Below are 21,937 nucleotides of genomic sequence, written 5' to 3'. Positions count from 1 at the left end.
TTTATTCAAGTCCAAAAGCACTCGCGCCTAAATCGGCACTGCTTACGATATTTCTAAATCCAGTAAATAATTCACGACCTGTACCAAATGTTGCACTTGGCAGGCTAAGTTCTGCTTCACGCTTAGCAAGCTCTTCGTCGCTAACGTGTACTTTTAAGATTCCGTTTGGCGCATCAAGCGTCACTAAATCGCCTTCTCGGATTTTAGCAATAATGCCGCCTTCTACTGCCTCTGGTGCTAAGTGAATAGCAGCAGGTACTTTACCTGATGCACCCGACATACGACCGTCAGTAACAATGGCTACTTTAAAGCCTTCATCTTGAAGCGTTGCCATTACTGGCGTTAACTTGTGTAGCTCTGGCATACCTTTCGCTTTAGGGCCTTGCTCTTTTAGCACGGCAATAAAGTCTTGGTTTAATTCGCCACGAGTGTATGCATCTTGAAGAGCACTTTGTGAGCTAAATACTTTTGCAGGAGCAGTAACGGTTTGATGTTCTTCAGCAACCGCTGACACTTTGATAACAGCTTTACCTAAGTTGCCAGTTAGAAGTTGCAGACCACCTTGCTTACTAAATGGGTTACTCACTGGACGAAGTACTTCTTCATCGTGCGAGTTTGCTGGGCAATCTACCCATTTAACTTTAGTTGGGCCAGTTGAGTCGCTCATGATCAAACTATCGTCTTTATCTAAACGAGGCTCTGTCATGTATGGTGCTAAACCATCGCCTAGCATTGTTTTAACGTCTGTATATAAGTAACCAGCGCTTGCTAGTTCTCGCATTAAGAAACCCATACCGCCAGCTGCTTGGAAGTGGTTTACATCAGCTGATCCGTTAGGGTAAATACGTGTAAGAAGTGGTACAACTTCTGATAAGTCAGACATATCTTTCCACGTAACCTGAATGCCGGCAGCTTTTGCTATCGCAACAATATGGATAGCATGGTTAGTAGAACCACCTGTAGAAAGCAGACCCACTAAACCATTTATAATAGTTTTTTCGCTGATCACATCGGCTAAACACGGGCTTTCTTTATCATCTGTAAGCTGCTTGAGCATTGTTTCTACAGCATTACCTGTAAGGCCATCGCGAAGCTCAGTGTAAGGATTAATAAACGAGCTACCTGGAAGGTGTAAGCCCATTATTTCCATTAACATTTGGTTTGAATTGGCAGTACCGTAGAACGTACATGTACCAGCGCTGTGATAAGACGCACTTTCAGCTTCGAGTAAGTCTTCGCGGCTCACTAAACCTTGTGCAAACTTTTGGCGAATACGTGCTTTTTCTTTATTTGGAATACCTGATTGCATTGGACCTGCTGGTAAAAAGAACACAGGTAAATGACCAAACGACAATGCACCAATTAATAAACCAGGAACAATTTTGTCACAAACGCCTAAACAAAAAACGCCATCAAACACATCGTGCGAAAGAGAAATTGCTGTAGACATAGCAATTACATCGCGAGAAAAAAGTGAAAGTTCCATGCCGTCACGCCCTTGCGTAACACCATCACACATTGCAGGAACGCCACCAGCAACTTGAGCTGTAGCATCGTATTTTGTTGCAATGTCTTTAATTAAATCTGGGTAGTCTTTGTATGGCACATGAGCCGATAACATATCGTTATATGAGTTGATAATAGCAAGATTTGGCTGCTCATCAGCCTTTAAGCGCGCTTTGTCATCACTGCTACATGCAGCCATAACATGGGCTATATTTCCGCAACCTAAACCAGCACGAACTCTTGTTTGTTTTTTTGCGTGCGAAATGCGATCTAAATAATCTTGACGGGTATTTTTACTGCGTTCGATAACGCGCTGGGTAACTTCTTGAATACGAGGATGTAACATAATTTAACTCATCTCTATTAGTTAGAGGATAAAGGCTCAGTAGCAACTACAGACTCCACGTAAATAACTGTACTGAGCATCTTTGATTTACCCGTTCAAAGGTACGCTACCAGGGAGCCTCTCACAACAACCCTGACACCGGTGTCACTGTATTAACGCATAGCAATGACACCGGTGTCAACCCCAGGTAACAAAAATAGTTTAATATTTTAACATGACCGAATAATGACCTAATTGATTTTTAGGCACAAAGCATGTTTTAGCAAGTTCAGAGTAAAAAAAAGCCCGAATAAACGTCACTCATATTCGGGCTACTGTGAAAGTGTTTTAAACTCACTATTTTATTGCTGAGGTAGACTCGCGTGTAATCAAGCGCGACTCAAGCGTTACCTGATACGGCTGCTCTTGTGGTTGAGCTATGTGTGAAATAAGTTGCGTTACGGCTTGTTTAGTCATCTCTTCAACGGGCTGTGCAATCGTTGTTAACCCGGGCCAAATATGACGTGCAATGGGCGCATTATCAAACCCAGCTATTGAAATGTCATCAGGCACTTTTAATTGGCGCTGAGTTGCTAATTTAAGTACGGCAGCCGCCATGTAATCGTTTGATGCAAATACAGCGGTTGGCCTAGGGGATAAATCTAATATGCTGCGTGCACTATCTACACCTGAGTGATAACTAAAGTTACCCTCCTCTACTAAGCGCTCATCAAATTCTATACCATGGCTTGCAAGTGAACGCCTGTAACCTTTAAAACGTTGTTGCGTGGCACTGTGATCTGGATGCCCTTTAATAAAGGCTATAGACTTATGACCGAGGTTAATTAAATGCTCGGTAATCTCAAATGCGCCTTGCTCGTCGTTACTACGCACTGAAATTGAATCATCTTGTAGTAAAGCTGAAGCAACTCTTGCATAAGGAATTTTTTTAGATTTTAAAAAAGAAGCAAGCTCAGCAAAATCACCAAAAGGAGGTGTTAGCACAATGCCATCTAATCGAGAAGTTTGTAGTAATTGCTCAATATTATTTATAAGTGCTTCACCACGAAACTCACAAGGGTGTATCAATAAATTATAGTTGTTTTCTTTACACGCTTCTAAGGCGCCCGTTTGCACTCGGGTAATATAACTTTTACTTGGGTTATCGTATAAACAGCCAATAATAAAGCTACGATTTTGAGCAAGACCTCGTGCAATTGGATTTGGGGTGTAATCAAGCTCTTTAAATACCGCAAGCACCTTTTCTCGGGTGGCGGCACTTACATTAGGCTCATTGTTTAACACGCGTGAGACGGTTTTTTTAGAAACCCCTGCATGGCTTGCTACACTATTTATGGTTACTTTTTTCATCTGTCCATTATCCAAATACAACCTGTAAGACCAAAGCCCTATTTGCTATTGTGTAAACACGCAGCAGCGCCAATAAGCGGTATGTTGTCTTGTGTTACGAGTGTTACAGGGATTTGTCCTGCGTACTGCGACATAATACCCTTTTGCGAAAATCGTTCAACAAAACGACTCTCAAGAAGTCTCGCTTGCATACGAGGTAGTATTCCACCGCCAATAAATAATCCACCTAACGCGCCATAAACAACCGCTAAATCACCGGCAACACTGCCAATCCAATCACAAAACTGGTTTAAGGTTGCATCACACACATCACATTCACCACTATTTGCAAGGCTGCTAATTTGTGCGGCATCTAAATTTTTAGCTGTTACACCCTTAACCGCAGACATTGCTTTGTATAAATGCGTTATGCCAGGACCTGAAAAAACTGTTTCGATAGAAACATGGGGATGATCTTTACGTAACTCATTTAATAATAAAGTATCGAGTTCATTAACAGGTGCAAGTGATATATGCCCCCCTTCTGAACTTAGCACTGCGGTAGATTGAGACGTTCTAACTAAGCACGCGGCACCAAAACCAGTACCTGGACCTATAACACCAATGTTTGCGTTATCATCAGCTTGACCTGATTTAACAATGACATTTTGTTTAGGATCTAAGTAAGGGGCAGCGTAAGCAAAGGCAGCAAAATCATTAATGACTTCAAGTTGTTGTAAATCAAAATGAGTTTTAAATTCACTGACGCTAAAATGCCAACCTAAATTGGTTAAATGCACTTGCCCGGCTTTTATTGGCCCTGCAACGGCTAAACATGCGCGTTTGGGTGCAATATGTGGGACGGTTTGTAAATATTGCTCGAGCGCACTTTCAAGAGAACCAAAATTGGCACTAGGAAAAATATTAATGTGCTCTATTATAAATTGGTTAGTCTGTTCATTAAAAGTAGTTATTAAAGCAAAGCGGGCATTAGTGCCGCCGACATCAGCAACTAAGATGGGATCAAATTGGGCAGAAGCGTTTGGGCTCATAGTATTATCTCTTTTGTTAAGCGACTCATGCTTATTATTTTACAATGGTGTACCATTGTTATTTATACTTTGAGCTATCACCTCAAAGTAGCTATCACAGTAAAAAATGCTGCCTATAAAGATATAGACAGCGAATACGTTTTGACAACAAAATGATAAAACACTGACATTATGACACCGGTGTCAGGAATTTATCAATAAAAATATACGTTAATTCACAAAAAGCTTGAAATTATTCATCAATAAACGAAAATGACACAATTATTTATCAATTTAATTAAGTTGTAACAATGAAAGGTAAAGCTACCTCATTTGATATTGCCCACTATGCAGGGGTATCTCAATCGACTGTATCTCGCGCTTTACGTAACAGCCACCTTGTTAATGAAGAAACACGCAAGCGTGTTTTCGATATAGCCAAAAAGCTTAATTATAAAGTTGATAAAAATGCGAGTAACCTTCGCACTCAACAAAGTAGTACGCTTGCATTATTGTTGTTTGAAGATCCCACTTCTGACGAGTCCCAAATAAATCCTTTCTTTTTAGCCATGCTTGGCAGTATTACCCGTGCTTGCGCTAAAGAAGGTTACGATTTATTAGTTTCATTTCAATCGGCCAGTGCTGATTGGCAAGCAGACTACGAAGACAGCCACAGAGCTGATGGCATTATTTTACTCGGGTATGGCGATTACATTGATTACCAACCAAAATTTAACACCTTACTTGAACAAAACACTAAGTTTGTTTGCTGGGGTGCAACGGTAGATAACCGTCCCGATTTAACTGTTTGTTGTGATAACTACGGTGGCGGTAAGCTCGCCGCTGAGCACTTTATTGCGCATAGCAGAACTGATTGCGCTTTTATTGGTGATGCTTCTGATCACAGCCCCGAATTTTTTAGTCGTTTTCAGGGTTTTAAAGATGAGCTATTGGCTAACAACGTTAAAATAAATGAACGTAAAATGGCTAATGCTATATCTACTGAAGAATCAGGTTATCACGCCACACGCTCACTAATTGCTAATAATATTAAATTTAACGCCTTATTTGCTGCAAGTGACTTAATTGCTATAGGGGCTATACGCGCACTTAAAGAAGCAAATATTAACGTGCCGAAAGATGTTGCGGTAGTCGGCTTTGATAATATAGCCATTGCAAGTTATGTAAACCCACCACTAACTACAATAGAGCAAAACACCACTATTGCTGGGCAAATGTTAGTAGAGAACCTATTAAAACTGATACGTGGTGAAGAAGTTCAAAGCACCCTGTTGCCTCCTATTCTCATTCCTAGAAAGTCAAGCTGAGCCGGGCTGATAAAATAAAGTAGAATTTATAAACGGTTTTAATTGGAAGTTACAACGACACTAATTTATTCAGTATATTTTTATCTATTCATTTCACTTTTCTTTCTGATCTATTCATATCTCATAAAAATTCAAAATTTAGATATAAAAAAAGCCTCTAACGAGGCTTTTATTAAACAACTTTTAACTCATACTAACAAGTTATTAAAAATCGTAAGACGCAGATAATTGAATTCTACGAGGAGACTGGTAAGACTGAGCTAAACCAAACGTAGCATTTCCATCGCCAGCAGCTATTTCTGCAGCTTCGTCGTAACGAGTTTCAGTAGAAGCATCAAATACGTTAAATACATCCATAGCTAAACGAACTTTCTGATCGTTAAAGCGAAGGTTATAAGTAAAGTTAAGATCTAAGCGTGCTGTCCATGGTGTAGTACCCATGCTGCCACGAGGGAAACGTTTGTCACCTACGTAGTAAGTATCACCGTATACGTATTTATCAGGGTCTGGAGTATAACCTTGACCTAAAGCAGTCCAAGGACGTCCAGATGCGATATTAACATTAGCACCAATTAAGAAGTCTTCTGTAACAGCAAAAGCACCATAAATTTTAATGTTATGACGACGATCTGCAGGTAGATTACCATTAGCACCATCCATTAAATAAGGGTAATCCCAATCTTGCGTAAGACCTGCATCATCTTGACCATTATCAGATTTAACAAAACCTTCTGTATTACCATAGTTGTGAGACCATGTGTATAGCGCTTTTAAAGACCAAACCTGATCCCATGTTTTCTCTAATGTTAAATCAACTGATGCATATTTACGCTTAGCATCCGGATAACCTAACTCTTCTGCACTAAAGCTATATTCTTCAGTGGTGCCGTCACCATCAAGATCAAAATTGAAAGTAGCGCCATTACCAGGGTTAAATAAGAACCAGTTTTCACCTAAATATTCACCATTTTCATCACTAAAGATATAAGAACCATCATCAATTTGATTACCTAAAACACGGTAAGTAGCCTTGACTCCCCAAGACCAATCATCATTAATTGCTGCTTGATAACCAATCATATACTCATCGTTATACATAGGTTCAAGATCTTTATCAGATAAGGTATTTGATGGTTTTGCAGTACCGTCACCACCATTAGAAATAGCAGGATCACCTAGCTGAGTACCTAAACCAACAGGGGTACCGTCAGCATTTAACCCTTCATAGGCGTACCAAGTTTGGATGTACGTTTCTGCACCAGCTAAACGAATATTTGTATTAGCTGCTACTGGTAGATAATAACGACCAGCAGTGAAGAACAACTTACTATCGCCATCTCCATTAATATCCCAAGAACCACCTATACGAGGAGCAATTTGGTTATCAATAGAAACAAACTCTTCGCCATCTGCATTGTAGTTAGTAAAGCTATCATTACGGAGGCCTAATGTTAATGTTAAATCTTCAGTAACTGACCATTGATCTTCAATATAAATAGCCCAGTTTTCTACTTCAAACGAACCGCCATTTTTATAATCGCGTACACGTGTTGTCTTCATTTCTTCAGGTAAGACATAACCATTAGCCAGCCTTGCGCCTTCTTCATATGTACGATAATAGTAGTAAACGCCACCAGAGTTTTGTGTTGTTGAATCAGCTGTATTAGTTTCAGAATCATAGCCAAATCTTAACGTGTGCTCATCGTTTAGGTAGTAATCAAAGTCAACTCGCAATTGCTCGCGTTTATCTTCATTTTCACCAACGGTAAAGTTTACATAACATGTAGTATCCTCACCTAAATCGGCATCATAACCTGTAGGACAATCATCGAAGTCTGAGTAATCAGTTTCTGAAAACTTAACTTGGCCAAACATTGCTGACATACTTAGATCATCTGTAAGGTTACCAGTATAGCGAACTGCAAAACTTTCTCCGCCTCGCTTATGATAAGCTGTGCCACCATCTACAGTATAATTACCATTTCCTTGAGGATCTGAAATTGTTTTTTCTGAATAAGTGCGTTTGTCACTAAAGCCCCAAAGCATTAGTTGATGATCTTCGTTAATATTCCAGTCAAAGCGTGCTAGGTAATATGGGTCATCATCTTTTTCAACTGTTAAATCTGTTTGAGATGCATTACCATATTCGTAGTCATTATCTCTTGCAGTGTAAATACCATAGAAAAATAATGTATCTTCAATTATCGCACCTGAAGCATAAATACTTGTTTCAAATGAGTTGTCATAGTCGTCTTGGTTATTAACATATAAATCACCAATACAATGCCCATCAGCGTCTTCACAACGATCATTTTGTTTATAAAGTGAATTAGGAGCTTGCTCACTTAATGAGTCAGACGAATAAATCGTTTCAACACCAAAGTGAAAATCATTAGAACCAGATTTAGTAACTGATGAGATTAATCCACCGGTAGTACGCCCAAACTCTGCAGAATAACCACCCGTCTTAACTTGGAAGCTATCGTACGCGGTGAAAGGGATTGTTGCGCCACCAAGACCATTTCGGAAATTAGTCATATTTAGACCATTCACGTAATAAGCATTTTCAGCTACAGAAGCACCACCAAATGAAGCTTGGTCGCCAAAACGACTGTCCCCTTCAGTTGCGCCAGGCGCAAGCAATGCAACTGAAGTTACAGAGCGAGATATAGGTAAAAGTTCTAGTTCTTCAGAGCTAATATTGAGTGAAGATTCTGATGCAGAAACATCTATCGCACGAATAGAACCACCGACAACTGCAATTCTTTCGATATTACCTGTAGTTAGTGGAATTTCAATAAGAGCTGTTTTACCAACTCCTATTACTACATCTTTAACTTGAGCTTGGTCAAAACCAGCTTGTGAAACTACTATATTATACTTGCCTACCGGTACCTGTTTTAGATCGAACTCGCCGTTAGAATCTGCAATAAGCGTTTTTGAATAACCTTTAGTGTCATCTGTTATTGTTATTGTTGCACCCGCTAGCGAAACACCTGACTGAGCCGTTAAGCTACCTTTTATAGCGCCGTTAACGTTATCTGCCATTGCAGGCATTGCCGCACTTAACGTCATTGCAACTGCTGCAGCAGTAAATGAGCGTTTAAATGTCTTAGAAAAATTATGGTTCATCTTGATTTATCCCTAGATAATTAAATTATTATTTTTTATGTATTACATTATTTAAATTCACATAAAAATTACTTATATAAATTAAATAACACCTCTTAACCTACAAGAGAAACAAATTAATAACACAATAAAAATAAACTTGCCAACAAAATGCGATAGCGGTTAACCATGGATATATCAATAGAAACAATGGATTAACAAAAACAAATAGCACGAACAGAAAATCAGGATAATGAACACAAAATTAACACCAATAACTATTCACGGAGACAATGAGCCAAACACAACAACAACCCTGTCATTTGTAAGTTTAGGGGCCTGAAACAGTAAAAAAAGATAAAGCCTATACGCCAAAACGCGATTTATAACTAATTATTATATTGGCTGAGCTGCATAAATATTCACACAACACTTTTTCAATTAGGAACCATTGCATAAAACAAAACTAAATTAAGAGAAAAAAAGTTCCTAATTAGGAACTTTTTTTGTGTGATTTTAAGACAACTAATTAAGTGACTCGCCAACCACTGGATAATAATCCCATACTTGTTTATCACTGAGTGAGCGTACAAGCTTAATGTATTCTGCATGTGTCCATGCAAGTGGCGTTGCTGAGTTTGTGCCCTCGCCTAACGCATGACCAGCTTTATTTACACCTACACCATCCCATACTTGCTCTGGTAGCATTAGCCCTTTATTGGCAAATTGCTCCAAACCTTTAACATAACTATTTTTAATTTGCGCTTGTTTAGCATCATCAAAGGCGTTGTTTGCGTTAGCTGCTGCTATTTCATAGTGGCCACGTTCACCTGTGAAAAACGGCCATACACGACCACGTTGGCCTGGTGTATTACTGCCACCCTCGGCATAGTTTGTGCCCGTTACTTCATCTTCGCCGTAGCCATCATTACCATAGCGGCGATAGCCTGCAAATGTGCCGCTGCCGTCGTCAAAGCTAAAGCTGTATTTAATTTGTAGGTTATCTTCTAGTGTTTCGTCATCGTACTCAGGTAGTGTTTTAACGATGCTTTCATCATTTGCACCGCGTACGCCATACCGTACTAGCTCTAAAAAACCGCCATCTAAAATTTGCTTTTTATTAAACCCTTCGCGGCCATTATTAGCGTTAATTTTAGTGTTTGAGTTTGCATCGGTATCTTGGCCTATACGAATAAAGTATTCGCCATCGCTATTCTCACCTTTTAAGTTACCTTTAGTGGTAAACATTTGCGATTCAATATCGCTGCTGTATTTTTTAGCTGTATCTAAGTAGCGCTTTGCGTTTGTATCATCGCCACTTAGTGTTGCAATATCACTGGCTGTAATAAGGCCAGCTACTATTGCTGCAGTAGTCGAAGGCGAATAACCGCTTTGCTCTTCCCAACGCTCTTGTTGGGTTGCCGGTGGTGTAATTTGCGTGTCGTTCCATAAAATTTTAGCAAGGCCGCCATCAACCAAAAAATCAGCCGCGGGTTTTAACATTTTTCCGTACCAGCTTTTTAGCTCTTCATCACTAAGTACATTGGCTTTATGTAACTTCCAAGCAAGCATAATAGGCATAGCTGTTTGGTCAAGCTGTACGCCGACCCATTCAAGCTCACCATCTACGTGCGTTTTTTGTAAAAACCAGCCTGTATCGCCTTTATTACCTGGTGTTTTGCTATTTACTTGCACTTTTTCAAGGTATTCAAACGCTGTTTTTGCTGTGGCTGTATCGCCGAGTGCCATAAAGGCCATGGCTACTTGATAAAAGTCGCGCACCCATACTGCTTTATAGCCAGTAGAGCCCTCTTTAGCCGAAACCGTTTCGCCCCATGGATTAGATAGAGAAGCAATTAATGCCCCTGCGTGTGTTTTATCTTCTTGTGCTTTTAGAACCATGGCGCTGGTGTATAAAAGCTTACCGTTATCGGCTGTTTGTTCAATCATTTTATTGAGCGGTTTGAGACTTTGTAGGTAATCTTCCCAGCCTAGCGCTTCACCTTTACCGTTATAGTGATCAAGCACCGCTTGGTACCCTTTTGCTAAGCTTTTTTCGCCTTGCTTTATACTTTGCTGCTGCGTTTTACCAAAACTAAGTGCTAAATCAAAGGTGGTATTCGCGCTTATGTCGCCAAGCTCTGCAAGCATGCTTACATTACCTGCTGTATCGCCGGTATTTATGTATTGTGTATTTATAGATTGCGTAGTTTTAAGTGCGTTAATACCATCGCTTTCACCGGTAAAGCCCACTGTTTTATCTTTAAATGAGGTCGCTGATTGAAGTGATAAATAGTTATCGTCTTCCCATGCGACAAGGCCTTGCTCAGTCGTTTTAGCGAAGTCACCTAGCCCGTTATTATTAATATACGGATTAACAGACACATATGCTTTTAACCCTTCAAGCTCAGTATTAAATACGCTGCGTACAAACAGGGTTTGCCCACCTGGGTCAGTAAATATGTGTTTTTCGAGGCTAAAGCGGCCTTGTTTATCAGTGCTTGTTACTTTATAAGCCAGCGATAACGGGCGACCTTGTGCATCTTTATGTAAGTAATCAATGGTGACATCTAAATCATCAGCTTCACTAACGGTAAAGTCTTTACCTGTTACTATAAATTGCATGTCTTTTATTTGAGCTTGGTGAATAAGCCCAAACATGGTTTCGGTGATCATACCTTTAGCAATTGAAAACCACACCTTAGATACATCGCCCGTTGCAGCTGAATCACTGTATTGGCCGTTTTGGTATTGCTCGTATGACGTGCCAATACCTGTTTTACCCGCATAAGCCCAAAAAGGCTCTGCGCCTGGGGCGCCTGGGGCTGATGTAACCTGTGCTGTGGTACTTTCGTTAGTTGTGCTTGTGTTTTGAGCGCCGCAAGCCGTTAAACCTAACGTTAAAAGTGAGGCGGTTATAAGGTTATATTTTTTCATTGTGTGTCCTTAATTTGAATTTTTAACGCGCATTACCGCAACGGCAGCGACAACGAACGAGGCTGCACCAATTAACAATGCGTAAATAGGCTGATTAGAAAATACGTGGCGTAAAATGAGCCCTAAAATGCTGGCGGCAAGTAACTGAGGTATAACTATAAAAAAATTAAAAATCCCCATATAAACGCCCATTTTGTTACTCGGTAGTGCGTTACTTAACATGGCATACGGGAGTGATAAAATAGACGCCCACGCAAACCCTACGCCTATCATAGGTATAAGTAACATTTTAGGGTCTCGAATAAACATAAAGCTTGCAAGACCTAACGCGCCCAGCAATAAATTAAAGCAATGCGCGCCTTTTAATCCCATTTTTTTTACTAAAAATGGAATACACATAGCGGCAATTGCGGCAAATCCATTGTAGGCGGCAAATAAAATACCCACCCAGTCAGCACCATCGTTAAATGCTTTAGAGGTTGCATCGCTACTACCATAATGAAAGCTTGTTACTGCAGCGGTGGTATAAATCCACATAGCAAATAAAGTAAACCAGCTAAAAAACTGCACCCAAGCAAGCTGCTTCATGGCCTCTGACATAGTAAATACGTCTTGTACTACTTGGTAAAAACCACCTTGGGTTTTATTCGCACTTTTAAGCGCCGCTGCAATCCACTGCACAATACCAAACGCTAATAAACCACCAGCAAGTAGGTATAATTCTTTTTCAAGGGATAAGCCCATGACTAATGCAAGAGTTGCTAAACCCAGTACCACAAAAATAATGGCACCTTTATTAAAGTTAATATTAACCAGTTTGCTTGTAGTAGGTTGAGCGCTTTGCTTTTCAAAAGCCGCTAATTGCTCAGGGCTGTATTCTTTAGTACGTGCCACGGTCCAAAGCACGGCAACAAGTAACACCACCCCGCCCCAATAAAATGAGTATTTAACAGATTCAGGAATTTGCCCTGGGGCTGCGGTATTGCTTACATCAAACCAATTAGTCATCATCCATGGTAATGCTGAGGCTAGTACAGCACCAATACCAATAAAAAAGCTTTGTAAACCGTAACCTGTCGCGCGTTGTTTTTCTGGCAAGTTATCACCAACAAGTGCTCTAAACGGTTCCATGGTTACGTTGATTGACGCATCCATGATCCATAACATACCCGCGGCAATCCAAAGCGTTGGTGAATGCGGCATAATAAATAGTGAAAGCGTTGTTAACACTGCGCCTATAAAAAAGAACGGACGACGACGGCCAAAGCGCCCCCACGTTTTATCGCTCCAATAACCTATAATAGGCTGAACAATTAAGCCTGTAAGTGGGGCTGCAACCCATAAAATGGGAATATCATCAACTTGTGCGCCTAATGTTTGAAATATTCGGCTCACATTGCCGTTTTGTAGTGCAAAGCCAAATTGAATACCTAAAAAACCAAAGCACATATTCCATATTTGCCAAAAACTCAGGTTTGGTTTGTTGCTGTCATAATTATTATTTTGATTATTCATGATTAGCCTTATTAGTTAAAACTGCGCTGCTAAATGCATCAAGTGTGAGGTTAAATGTAGCGCCTTGCGGGTGAGCTTTAAGCTGGGTGGTGTGATTTTCAAGTAAATCATTTAATAGCGTATTTTCACTCATTGCTCCTAATTGTGCCTTTGATAAATTAACCGTAATTGTTTGAGGTTGTTCACTAAAGTTACTTAATACGTACAGCGCTTGTTGGCCAAGTTTGCGCGTAAAACCTACAACTCGCTCACTTCCTGTAACGCTAAGCTCAGTCATTTCACCGCCTACCACAGCAGGTAAACTATTTAGTGACATAATCGCTTTGTAGTAGTCACGAAGAGCTACTTGCTCTTGTGTTAAATTAGCACCGTCAAACTTGCCATTATTCATCCATGCTTGGTGCGCTGGCACGCCAATGTAGTCAAAAATACTGGTGCGTGTAGCTGTGCCAAATCCTGCGTTTTCTGAGCCATCTTCTCCCACATCTTGACCAAAATATAATAACGTGGGTGCGCGGCTCATTAAGTTAGAAACCACCATAGCCGGTTTACCCCACGCAGCGTTACCTGCAAAGTCAGGGCTCGCGATGCGTTGTTCGTCGTGGTTTTCTAAAAAGTGCAGCATGTGCGCTTCAATATCAGTAACTTGGCTTTGGGCTGCAAAAATAGTATTAGCAGCTTGCTTACCCTGCATAATGGCTTTTAGTGTGTCATAAAAGCCTACTTTGTCGTAAAGGTAGTCCATTTTACCTTGGTGAATATACGCACGGTACATTAGCGAGTTATACACTTCGGCTAACAAAAAGGCGTCGCTTTTTTGCATTTTTATCGACGAATTTAAAAAACTCCAAAACTCTACTGGCACCATTTCGGCCATGTCGTATCTAAAGCCATCAACGCCTTTATCGAGCCAAAAAAGTGCTATGTCTCTAAATTTGTACCAGCTGTTAGGAAGTTCTTTATCTTGCCAAAATGCATAATGAGCACGGTAGTCTTTATTTTTGTATTCACTTGGCAATTGAACAAAATCGTAGCTACCATCTGGCTTTACGCCATAATTTACTTTTACTGTTTCGTACCAATCGTTTATATCGGGTTTTGGTGCACGGGCACCGTTACCTGTCCATTTAGCGGGTGTTTCATCAAAAAAGCCATCAGCTAATGGGCTTTCATTACCCCCTAATACTTTGTACTCTGGCGATGTTGGCACCTGAAAAGACTGCCCTGGTACGTAGAAAAAGTTATTGTTTTTATCGTACGCTTTAGTCGTGTCGTCTTGTTCGCCAAAGTCTTTAACGCCTTTAGGCTTTCCAAGTGATTGATAATTGCGGGCAACATGGTTAGGCACTATATCAATAATGACTTTCATGCCGTGGCTATGTGTACGTTCAATAAGCTGGCTAAACTCTCCCATGCGGTTCGTCACATTAACGGCTAAGTCGGGGTTAACATCGTAGTAATCCTTAATTGCGTACGGTGAACCTGCACGGCCCTTTACTACATCGGGGTCATCTTGCGAAATGCCGTAGTCGGTATAATCGCCCACTAACGCATGGTGTAACACACCGGTATACCAAACATGTGTGGTGCCTAACTCTTTAATGCCTTTTAGGGCTGCATCGTTAAAGTCGGCAAATTTACCTACGCCGTTTTGCTCTTTAGTGCCCCATGAAACATTGGCTGTTTCGGTATTACCAAACAAGCGAGTAAATACTTGATATACAACCGGCTTTGTTAACTCATTTTGCGTGTGTGCAGGTGGTTGCTGTTGTTCAGGTTTGTTATTTTCTGAACACCCTGTAGCAATAAGTGCACTACAAAGTACTGCGGATACATAAACTGATTTTTTCATTGTGTGTCTTTTTTGTCAGTATTGTTATTAACTTTATACTAAAGATTACTGCAGCAACCATACAGTTGCTGCATACGTATTCAAGTTACTATTGTGGCGTTTTTAAAACGAGTACCGTTGCGCTCATCGCTGGTAATTCAATGGTTTTGCCCAGCTTTTGTGTTTTTTGAGTAAATAAATTAAATGCTGTTGTGCTGTTAGGCATCACCTCTTGCATATACTCAATGTTTTTTTGTAGCGTTTGTGTATTTTTATTCATAAATACCAACACAGTTTGCTCGTCGCTAATACGCACATAACTATAAACCCCTTGTTGAGGCGTAAAATGTACAAGCTTTCCTTTATCTAATGCTGAGCTGTTTTTTCTAAAATTAAGCAGCGTACTGATGGTGTTATGCATGTCTTTTTGCTGTTTTGTTAAGCCCTCTTTGGTAAAGGCATTACGTGTTTGGCCTTCAAATCCACCCGGGAAGTCGATTCTAATATCACCATGGTCTTTACTTGGGGTGTTATCCAATAGTACTTCGGTGCCGTAATACATTTGCGCTATACCACGTGTGGTTAAAAATAACGTCATCGCCATTTTTGTTTTAGCTACGTCTTGGCCAAGTTCAGTATAAACACGGCTCATATCGTGGTTATCTGCAAATACCATAATGTTATCTGTATCTGGGTATAAAAAGTCATTAGCTAACGATTCATATACTTTAACCCAACCGGTATTCCAGCTTTCATCTTCATTTAGTGCTTGAATTACCGACTCTTGCAACGAAAAGTCCATCACGCTTGGTAAGCTTGATGTATAGCCATCTTGGTTATGTTTGCCACGTTGCCAGTAAGAGGCAATAGCAGGGTTAGACGTCCACTCTTCTCCAACAATATTAAAATTTGGGTACTCTTGCATTATGGCTTTTGTCCAATCACTCAAAAATGCTTTATCTGAGTAAGAGTAGGTATCAACACGAATACCACTTAAATCGGCGTATTCTATCCACCAAATAGCATTTTGAATTAAGTATTCACTTAACAGTGGCTGGCGCTGATTTAAATCGGGCATGGTTTCTATAAACCAACCATCGTTAAACTGGCGCTTGTCGTATTCACTCGCGTGTGGGTCTTGTATAGTTTGGCGCGCATGGCTTGTGGCGTTTTTACCTTTTTTAAACTCGCCATTAAAGTTAATCCAATCTTTAGTTGGCTTATCTTTAACCCAAGTATGCTCAGAGCCAAAATGGTTAAGAACCATATCCATTACCAGGCCTATGCCCTGCTCTTTTGCTTTTACCGAGAGCGTTTTATATAACTGGTTTGAGCCCATACGTGGGTCAACCTTATAAAAATCAGTAATTGCATAACCATGGTAAGAATAATTAGGCATATTGTTTTCAAGCACTGGGGTTAGCCAAAGCTGTGTTACGCCTAAATCGTTTAAATATGGAAGTGCGTTTATAACGCCTTGTATATCACCACCGTGGCGCCCGCCCTTTGTAGTAGGATCAGCGACTTCTAGCATGCTAGGGACAGTATCGTTTTGCTCATCACCATTAGCAAAGCGATCTGGGTTAATTAAATAAAGCGTATCAGCTGATGTAAACCCTTGGCGGTTTGCGCTGTTTTTATTACGTTCAAGTAGTGAAAACTCAAAATTTTGACTCGCTTCGCTGCTGTTAAACACAAGCGTTCCTGCTTTAGCGGTATCAGTAATAGTAATATTTAAAAATACATAATTTGGGTTATCTGTACGGGTTACTTTATTTAACTTAACACCATTGTATTTAGCTAATGTAATTTGCTCGTTTGCAATATTTTGCTCATGCACCATGATGGTTATGGTATTTTTGTTCATGCCAACCCACCAATTAGCAGGCTCAACGTTAAGTGCGTAGCTAATGGTTGGTAAAGTACAGGCACTTACAAGTAAAAGTGTGTTTAAAAATCGCATCATCAGGCCTTTTTAATTTTTGCTAAAAAATCTTTATGAGTGGGTAATTGATCTACTGTTGAGGTAATAAGCGTTTTTAATGTAGAAAATAAGTCGTTTAGTTGTTCACTGCTTAATGAGTCAACAATACTGTTGTAATCATCGGGGATGAGGCCTTGGCCAATAAATACCTGTTGCCAAGCAACTTCGGCAAATAGTTCATCGTTTTCGCGCACTACTTTGCCAGTTTCCTTAAATAATTTGAGCTTGTGGGCCAATGAGTGAGGAATGTCCATTTGCTTGCATTGTCGCCAAAAAGCAGAATCTTCTCGCTCCGTCAGTTTGTAATGCAAAATAATAAAATCGCGTATGTGCTCTATTTCTATCACGCTTTGCTTATTAAATTCAGTAACTAAAGTTTCGCTTATGCCATTGTGAGGAAACAGCTTTATTAAACGGGTTACTGCACTTTGTATTAAGTGGATACTAGTTGACTCTAACGGCTCTAAAAAGCCACTAGCAAGACCAACCGACACCACGTTTTTATGCCACTGCTTTAAGCGCCGTCCTGTTTTAAATTTTATAACACGTGGCGCCGTAATGGGCTCAGCGGGTAAATTATTTAATAATAACTGCGTTGCTGCATCGTCAGATAAATAACGGCTACGGTACACCAAGCCATTACCTATTCGGCTTTGCAGCGGTATTTGCCACTGCCAGCCTGCGCTGTGTGCAATTGAACGCGTATAAGGTTTTAGCTCGCTAGTACCTTGAGATTGCACTGCAACGGCGCTGTCGCATGGTAAGTAATGAGACCAATCTACAAAACCTGTATTAAGGGTTTGCTCTATGAGTAAGGCGCGCTGCCCTGTAGCGTCTATAAAAAGGTCGCCATTTATCTGCTGTGTGTTATCAAGGGTTAATGATTTTATATTCCCTGATAGAGGACATTGTTCAACCTGCTCTATTTTGGTATCAATATGATCAACACCGCGTGACATTGCGAGCTTTTTTAAAAACTCGGCATATAAAGTTGCGTCAAAATGGTACGCATAGCTTAAGCCAGGTAATTGCGTGTTAGGTATGGTATTTAATGGTGCAAACTTATGCTGTTTAGCTGCTTGGTAGTTAAGAGAAAAATCCCATAAGCTTTCTTCTGTACCGCTAATATGCCCTTTTACCCAAAAATTGTAAAAATCGCAAAAGGGGAAGTCTTTACCAAATGAGCCAAAAGCATGCATGTAGCTATGAGAGGTGGTTTTCCAATTTTCGAACTCAATTCCTAGTTTTATAGATGCATTAGTAGCGTTTATAAACTCTTGCTCGTTTATACCCAGTGCGTTATTAAGCTGAATAATAGGCGGAATTGTTGCTTCACCCACGCCTATAGTGCCAATAGTACTTGACTCAATAAGGGTTATTTTGATTACTTTACCTAACACTTTATTAAGCAAGGCGGCTGTTATCCACCCTGCTGTGCCCCCGCCTGCGATTACGACGTGTTTTATTGGTTTCATATTATTGTCCACGTTTACAGTTTAAAGCTTTGTTAAGTTTGATAAAGTAGCTATAAAAAAGCCCTTGTAAAACAAATTACAAGGGCTCCTACACACAACCTTTATTATAGCTGGTAGCTAAAACCTAACAAGTAAGTGCGACCGTAATCTTGGTAGTCGCGAACTTGTAGCGCGTTATCGCCAGAAAGCGATGTGAACGGCTCTTCTGTTAAGTTTTGAACTTGGAACTGAATTGATAAACCTTCAAGGCTCTCAACCCCTGCTTCAGAGAAGTCATAACCTGCCTGAATATCCCAAATTGTTTCGCCGATAATATTCACTTGCTCTGTATTAAAGCCTAATCCGTAAACATCACCTTTGAAGTCACTACGCTTACGCATGCTGGTTCGTAATTGCATGCCATTCATCTCGTAGTAAACCGTTAAGCTTTGAATTTTATCTGATAGACCCGGTAGTTCGTACTCATTGCCATTTCCATCTTCAATATCAGATTCAATACCTGTATGACTAGCAATTAAGCCAAAGCCTTCAAGAGACGGGTGGAAAATTTTAAATGGTAACGCTAGAGATATCTCGTAACCGTATAGGTCACCGCCGCCGCCATTTACTTTGCCACTGCCAGTACCTTCGGACGTAGCTGGTACTTCACCTGTTGATGGGTCCGCAACACCCGACATATCAATCGCGTAAGTACCGTCAAAAATCCACTGGGTTAAGTCTTTATAGAAAAATGCAGCAGAGAAGTAACCTTCATCACTAAAGTAGTTTTCATAAGATAAATCGTAGCCTGTTGCTTCTTTAGGTTCTAGATTAGGGTTACCACCCGATACAGACCAAAAGTTACCGTTTTCATCCGGTGTATCATTATATGATGCATTAACAGAGGCGTTCATTTCATCTATACGCGCACGTGAGATTGTTTTAGCTGCGCCAAAACGTATTGTTTGCTGCTCATCAATCGCAAGTGATAAATTTAAGCTTGGTAAAACGTGAGAATAATCGTGACCAATATCTGTAGGTGAAGTAATGACTAGACCAGTATTCCCATCTACACCAAAAGCATTACCTTGAGAGGATTGATCTGTATGAACATAGCGCACCCCAACATTACCAGTTAATGGAAGACCACTTACCTCTGCATTAATATTAGCTTGTGCAAATGCTGAGGTGATTTCTTCTTTTACTGTCCACGACTTAGTTGCATGAGTTGAGCTAGTTAAACTTTCGTCAAGGGTTTCATAGTAACCATCATTAACTAAACCATTTACATCGTAGGCTATCATGTCGCCTAGCCCAATAAAGTCAAGGCCAACACTGCCTAAACGGTATTGCTCAGGTACACTAAACATTCCTGGGTTTTCAAGTGAAAAATCAGTTAAAGTCAAGAAGTAACCTTGCGAAGATTTAGACTTTTCACGCTCTTTATAACCTAAGCCAAATTCAATTGAACTAATGTATTCGTTTTCTAGTACTTTAGACGCTGCAAGTTTTAATGTAACTAATTCATCTTCAATAGTTGGAGCATTAATAAAACCGTCTTGAGCTTGGTTCTCATACTCTGTGCCAGTTAATCCATATGCATCATTTAGTGCAGAACTTGCACCCCACGAAAGCGGCCCACCTAATTGAATTAGATCATAATCGCTGTAATCTAAGTCATGTGAAAAAGTAGCGCCAGTATTGCCACCATTAAAAGCATAACCTAAGTTATCTGCAACACCGCGAGAATCACCACGCCCTGTACCTGAGTAGCTTTCTATACTCCAAATTTTACGGTCAACTTGCGAGTAGCTTGCGTCAAATTCTACTGACCATGAATCATCAATATCGTATTTAGTGTTAAATCCAAATGCAGTTAGTTCAGCATCACGCTCTTGGTAATCGTTACGCACAACAACACGTTGGCCTTGTGTTACAGCACTTGTTATAAATCCACTTTCTGCATCTACTATAGCACTGCTTGCATCAATACTACCTTGACCCCAAGCAAAAGGAACTTCAATGCCGCGCAAAATTTGCTCGTCTGTAAAGTCTACATACAACGCATCAAACGTCATATTTAGTTTATCTGTAGGAGCTGCCTCTAGAACAAGCATTGCTGAATCACGTTCAAGCGTTGATGAACGAACATATGGTTTAGCACCGCCTAAAATTGAATACGAGTTACCATCTTCAGCAGTGAATTCAGGGTACCCCCATGAATTCCAACGTTTTTCTTGGTTTGGCGAGCTCATGGTGTTTAGTGCAAATGCAATACCAATGGTGTCATCAGCAAACTGGTCGATGTATGAGAAAGTGCCACGGTAACCGTCGTCGTTGCCGTCAGGGTTTAATTTATCAAAGCTTGTTTGCTCATACTGTCCATTTACTTGAACAACACGTTCACCTTTACTTAGTGGGCGAACTGTTTGCATGTTAATTATGCCCGCAATACCCTCTGCATCTAAATTTGCACTTGGTGTTTTATAAACAGTTACACCGCTCATAATTTCTGATGGGTAAAGGTCAAATTCTACGCCGCGGTTATCACTAATAGATACTTGCTCGCGGCCATTAAATGTGGTGCCACTTTCGTTTTCACCAAAACCACGAATTGATACTCTACTTGCGCGACCATCTAGGCGTTGCGCTGTTAAACCTGGTAAACGTGCAATAGACTCAGCAATAGATGAATCAGGTAGCTTACCTATATCTTCTGCTGAAATTGACTCAACGACTTGAGTAGAAAAACGCTTTGTGTTGATTGATTCTACAACACTGCCACGAAAGCCTTTTACTTCGATAACCTCAACGTCATCATTTTTAGCTGTATCTTCTTGTGCTGCTACAGAGGCAAAGCTTGCTAATCCTGCAGTAGCCATTGCCAACGTTAATATACTTGGTTTGAACATAGACATGATGTTTTTCCCGTTACCCATATTGTGATACTCGCTTCTTTATTTGAGTGATAGTCAAACAGGCGAGCTAATTTTGTTGTCAGGATGAATATTAACGCCAGCTTTATTTTATTAACAACTTTATGCATACGTATTCAACAGTTATAGCACGACTTCAGATTAATAAAAACCTTGCCAAACAAACATTAAACCATTGATTTTGTTGTAAATAAAATTATTGAAAATGACGCAATCAACATTACATGTAAAATCTACTGTATCAAAAACTAAAAGTTAACAGGACGCAATGTAAACAAAGTGAAACTAATTAGTATCGCTATTCAAAATAAGAAATATTAGACACAATTCAAATGTTTAATTGGTCAGACCATTAAGTTCAAAACATAAAATATATTTTCTCTTGTATGACAAACCGTTATGTTTAATAAAAGTCAGAAAGTAAGTGAGCACCATAATTGGTAAAAATCCAACACATAAATAAAACACCTTTAAGCTAGCTATAAGTACTTATTTTTAATAATTTAATTGCGTTAATTTTAGTGCATACGTATGCAGACTTTTTACAGTGTACAAGGCTTCACGTATGCTTTTTGCAAATAACGTGATTAATCGTAATCACAAATAAAAATAGTCTAAATACTGTGTGG

11 protein-coding genes are annotated in these 21,937 nt (G+C 40.0%); 1 reads left to right on the top strand and 10 read right to left on the bottom strand.

Annotated features, from left to right (window positions below; genetic code table 11):
* Position 1 precedes the first annotated feature (1 nt).
* From edd to glk, 3 genes are all read right to left on the bottom strand, one after another.
* Positions 2–1,852, bottom strand: coding sequence for a phosphogluconate dehydratase (edd, locus tag H5090_RS02750; RefSeq protein WP_182694975.1), 1,851 nt, complete (start codon positions 1,850–1,852; stop codon positions 2–4).
* 336 nt (positions 1,853–2,188) lie between these two features.
* Positions 2,189–3,202 (bottom strand): LacI family DNA-binding transcriptional regulator, encoded by a 1,014-nt coding sequence (locus H5090_RS02745; RefSeq protein WP_002959752.1) that lies wholly within the window; start codon positions 3,200–3,202, stop codon positions 2,189–2,191.
* 38 nt (positions 3,203–3,240) lie between these two features.
* Positions 3,241–4,233 carry a glucokinase gene (glk, locus tag H5090_RS02740; protein WP_182694974.1) on the bottom strand — a complete coding sequence of 331 codons (993 nt, stop codon included), beginning with the start codon at positions 4,231–4,233 and terminating at the stop codon, positions 3,241–3,243.
* Positions 4,234–4,523: 290 nt separating this feature from the next.
* Between glk and H5090_RS02735 the strand changes: the two genes are divergently transcribed.
* Entirely contained in the window at positions 4,524–5,540 is a 1,017-nt protein-coding gene (locus H5090_RS02735; RefSeq protein ID WP_024596123.1) for a LacI family DNA-binding transcriptional regulator, read from the top strand.
* Positions 5,541–5,744: 204 nt separating this feature from the next.
* Here the strand turns inward: H5090_RS02735 and H5090_RS02730 are convergent, their stop codons facing one another.
* The 7 genes from H5090_RS02730 to H5090_RS02700 form a co-directional block, all read right to left on the bottom strand.
* Positions 5,745–8,672 (bottom strand): TonB-dependent receptor, encoded by a 2,928-nt coding sequence (locus tag H5090_RS02730; protein WP_182694052.1) that lies wholly within the window; start codon positions 8,670–8,672, stop codon positions 5,745–5,747.
* A gap of 504 nt (positions 8,673–9,176) precedes the next feature.
* A complete protein-coding gene (locus H5090_RS02725) occupies positions 9,177–11,588 on the bottom strand; it encodes a glycoside hydrolase family 15 protein (protein ID WP_182694973.1) in 2,412 nt (803 codons plus the stop codon).
* Between the two features lie 9 nt (positions 11,589–11,597).
* Entirely contained in the window at positions 11,598–13,103 is a 1,506-nt protein-coding gene (locus tag H5090_RS02720; protein WP_182694972.1) for an MFS transporter, read from the bottom strand.
* Entirely contained in the window at positions 13,096–14,955 is a 1,860-nt protein-coding gene (locus tag H5090_RS02715) for an alpha-amylase family glycosyl hydrolase (RefSeq protein WP_182694971.1), read from the bottom strand. The genes H5090_RS02720 and H5090_RS02715 overlap by 8 nt, the downstream gene beginning before the upstream one ends.
* Positions 14,956–15,043: 88 nt before the next feature.
* Positions 15,044–16,900, bottom strand: a complete 1,857-nt coding sequence (locus H5090_RS02710; protein ID WP_182694970.1) for a glycoside hydrolase family 13 protein — start codon at positions 16,898–16,900, stop codon at positions 15,044–15,046.
* Positions 16,900–18,393, bottom strand: a complete 1,494-nt coding sequence (locus tag H5090_RS02705; RefSeq protein ID WP_182694969.1) for a tryptophan halogenase family protein — start codon at positions 18,391–18,393, stop codon at positions 16,900–16,902. Before H5090_RS02705 ends, H5090_RS02710 begins: the two co-directional genes overlap by 1 nt.
* A gap of 104 nt (positions 18,394–18,497) precedes the next feature.
* A complete protein-coding gene (locus H5090_RS02700) occupies positions 18,498–21,290 on the bottom strand; it encodes a TonB-dependent receptor (protein ID WP_182694968.1) in 2,793 nt (930 codons plus the stop codon).
* Positions 21,291–21,937 lie beyond the last annotated feature (647 nt).

Source organism: Pseudoalteromonas sp. SR43-5, assembly GCF_014163835.1.
GTDB classification, from domain to species: Bacteria; Pseudomonadota; Gammaproteobacteria; order Enterobacterales; family Alteromonadaceae; genus Pseudoalteromonas; species Pseudoalteromonas distincta.
The sequence above is the reverse complement of the archived record's forward strand: the minus strand, read 5'-3'. Positions and strand labels throughout refer to the sequence as shown.

Bases quoted from the DNA above. Each gene is read 5' to 3' on its own strand.
- H5090_RS02720 (WP_182694972.1), bottom strand. From the start codon at position 13,103: ATGAATAATCAAAATAATAATTATGACAGCAACAAACCAAACCTGAGT.
- H5090_RS02715 (WP_182694971.1), bottom strand. From the start codon at position 14,955: ATGAAAAAATCAGTTTATGTATCCGCAGTACTTTGTAGTGCACTTATT.
- glk (WP_182694974.1), bottom strand. From the start codon at position 4,233: ATGAGCCCAAACGCTTCTGCCCAATTTGATCCCATCTTAGTTGCTGAT.
- H5090_RS02745 (WP_002959752.1), bottom strand. From the start codon at position 3,202: ATGAAAAAAGTAACCATAAATAGTGTAGCAAGCCATGCAGGGGTTTCT.
- H5090_RS02730 (WP_182694052.1), bottom strand. From the start codon at position 8,672: ATGAACCATAATTTTTCTAAGACATTTAAACGCTCATTTACTGCTGCA.
- H5090_RS02710 (WP_182694970.1), bottom strand. From the start codon at position 16,900: ATGATGCGATTTTTAAACACACTTTTACTTGTAAGTGCCTGTACTTTA.
- H5090_RS02705 (WP_182694969.1), bottom strand. From the start codon at position 18,393: ATGAAACCAATAAAACACGTCGTAATCGCAGGCGGGGGCACAGCAGGG.
- edd (WP_182694975.1), bottom strand. From the start codon at position 1,852: ATGTTACATCCTCGTATTCAAGAAGTTACCCAGCGCGTTATCGAACGC.
- H5090_RS02735 (WP_024596123.1), top strand. From the start codon at position 4,524: ATGAAAGGTAAAGCTACCTCATTTGATATTGCCCACTATGCAGGGGTA.
- H5090_RS02725 (WP_182694973.1), bottom strand. From the start codon at position 11,588: ATGAAAAAATATAACCTTATAACCGCCTCACTTTTAACGTTAGGTTTA.
- H5090_RS02700 (WP_182694968.1), bottom strand. From the start codon at position 21,290: ATGTCTATGTTCAAACCAAGTATATTAACGTTGGCAATGGCTACTGCA.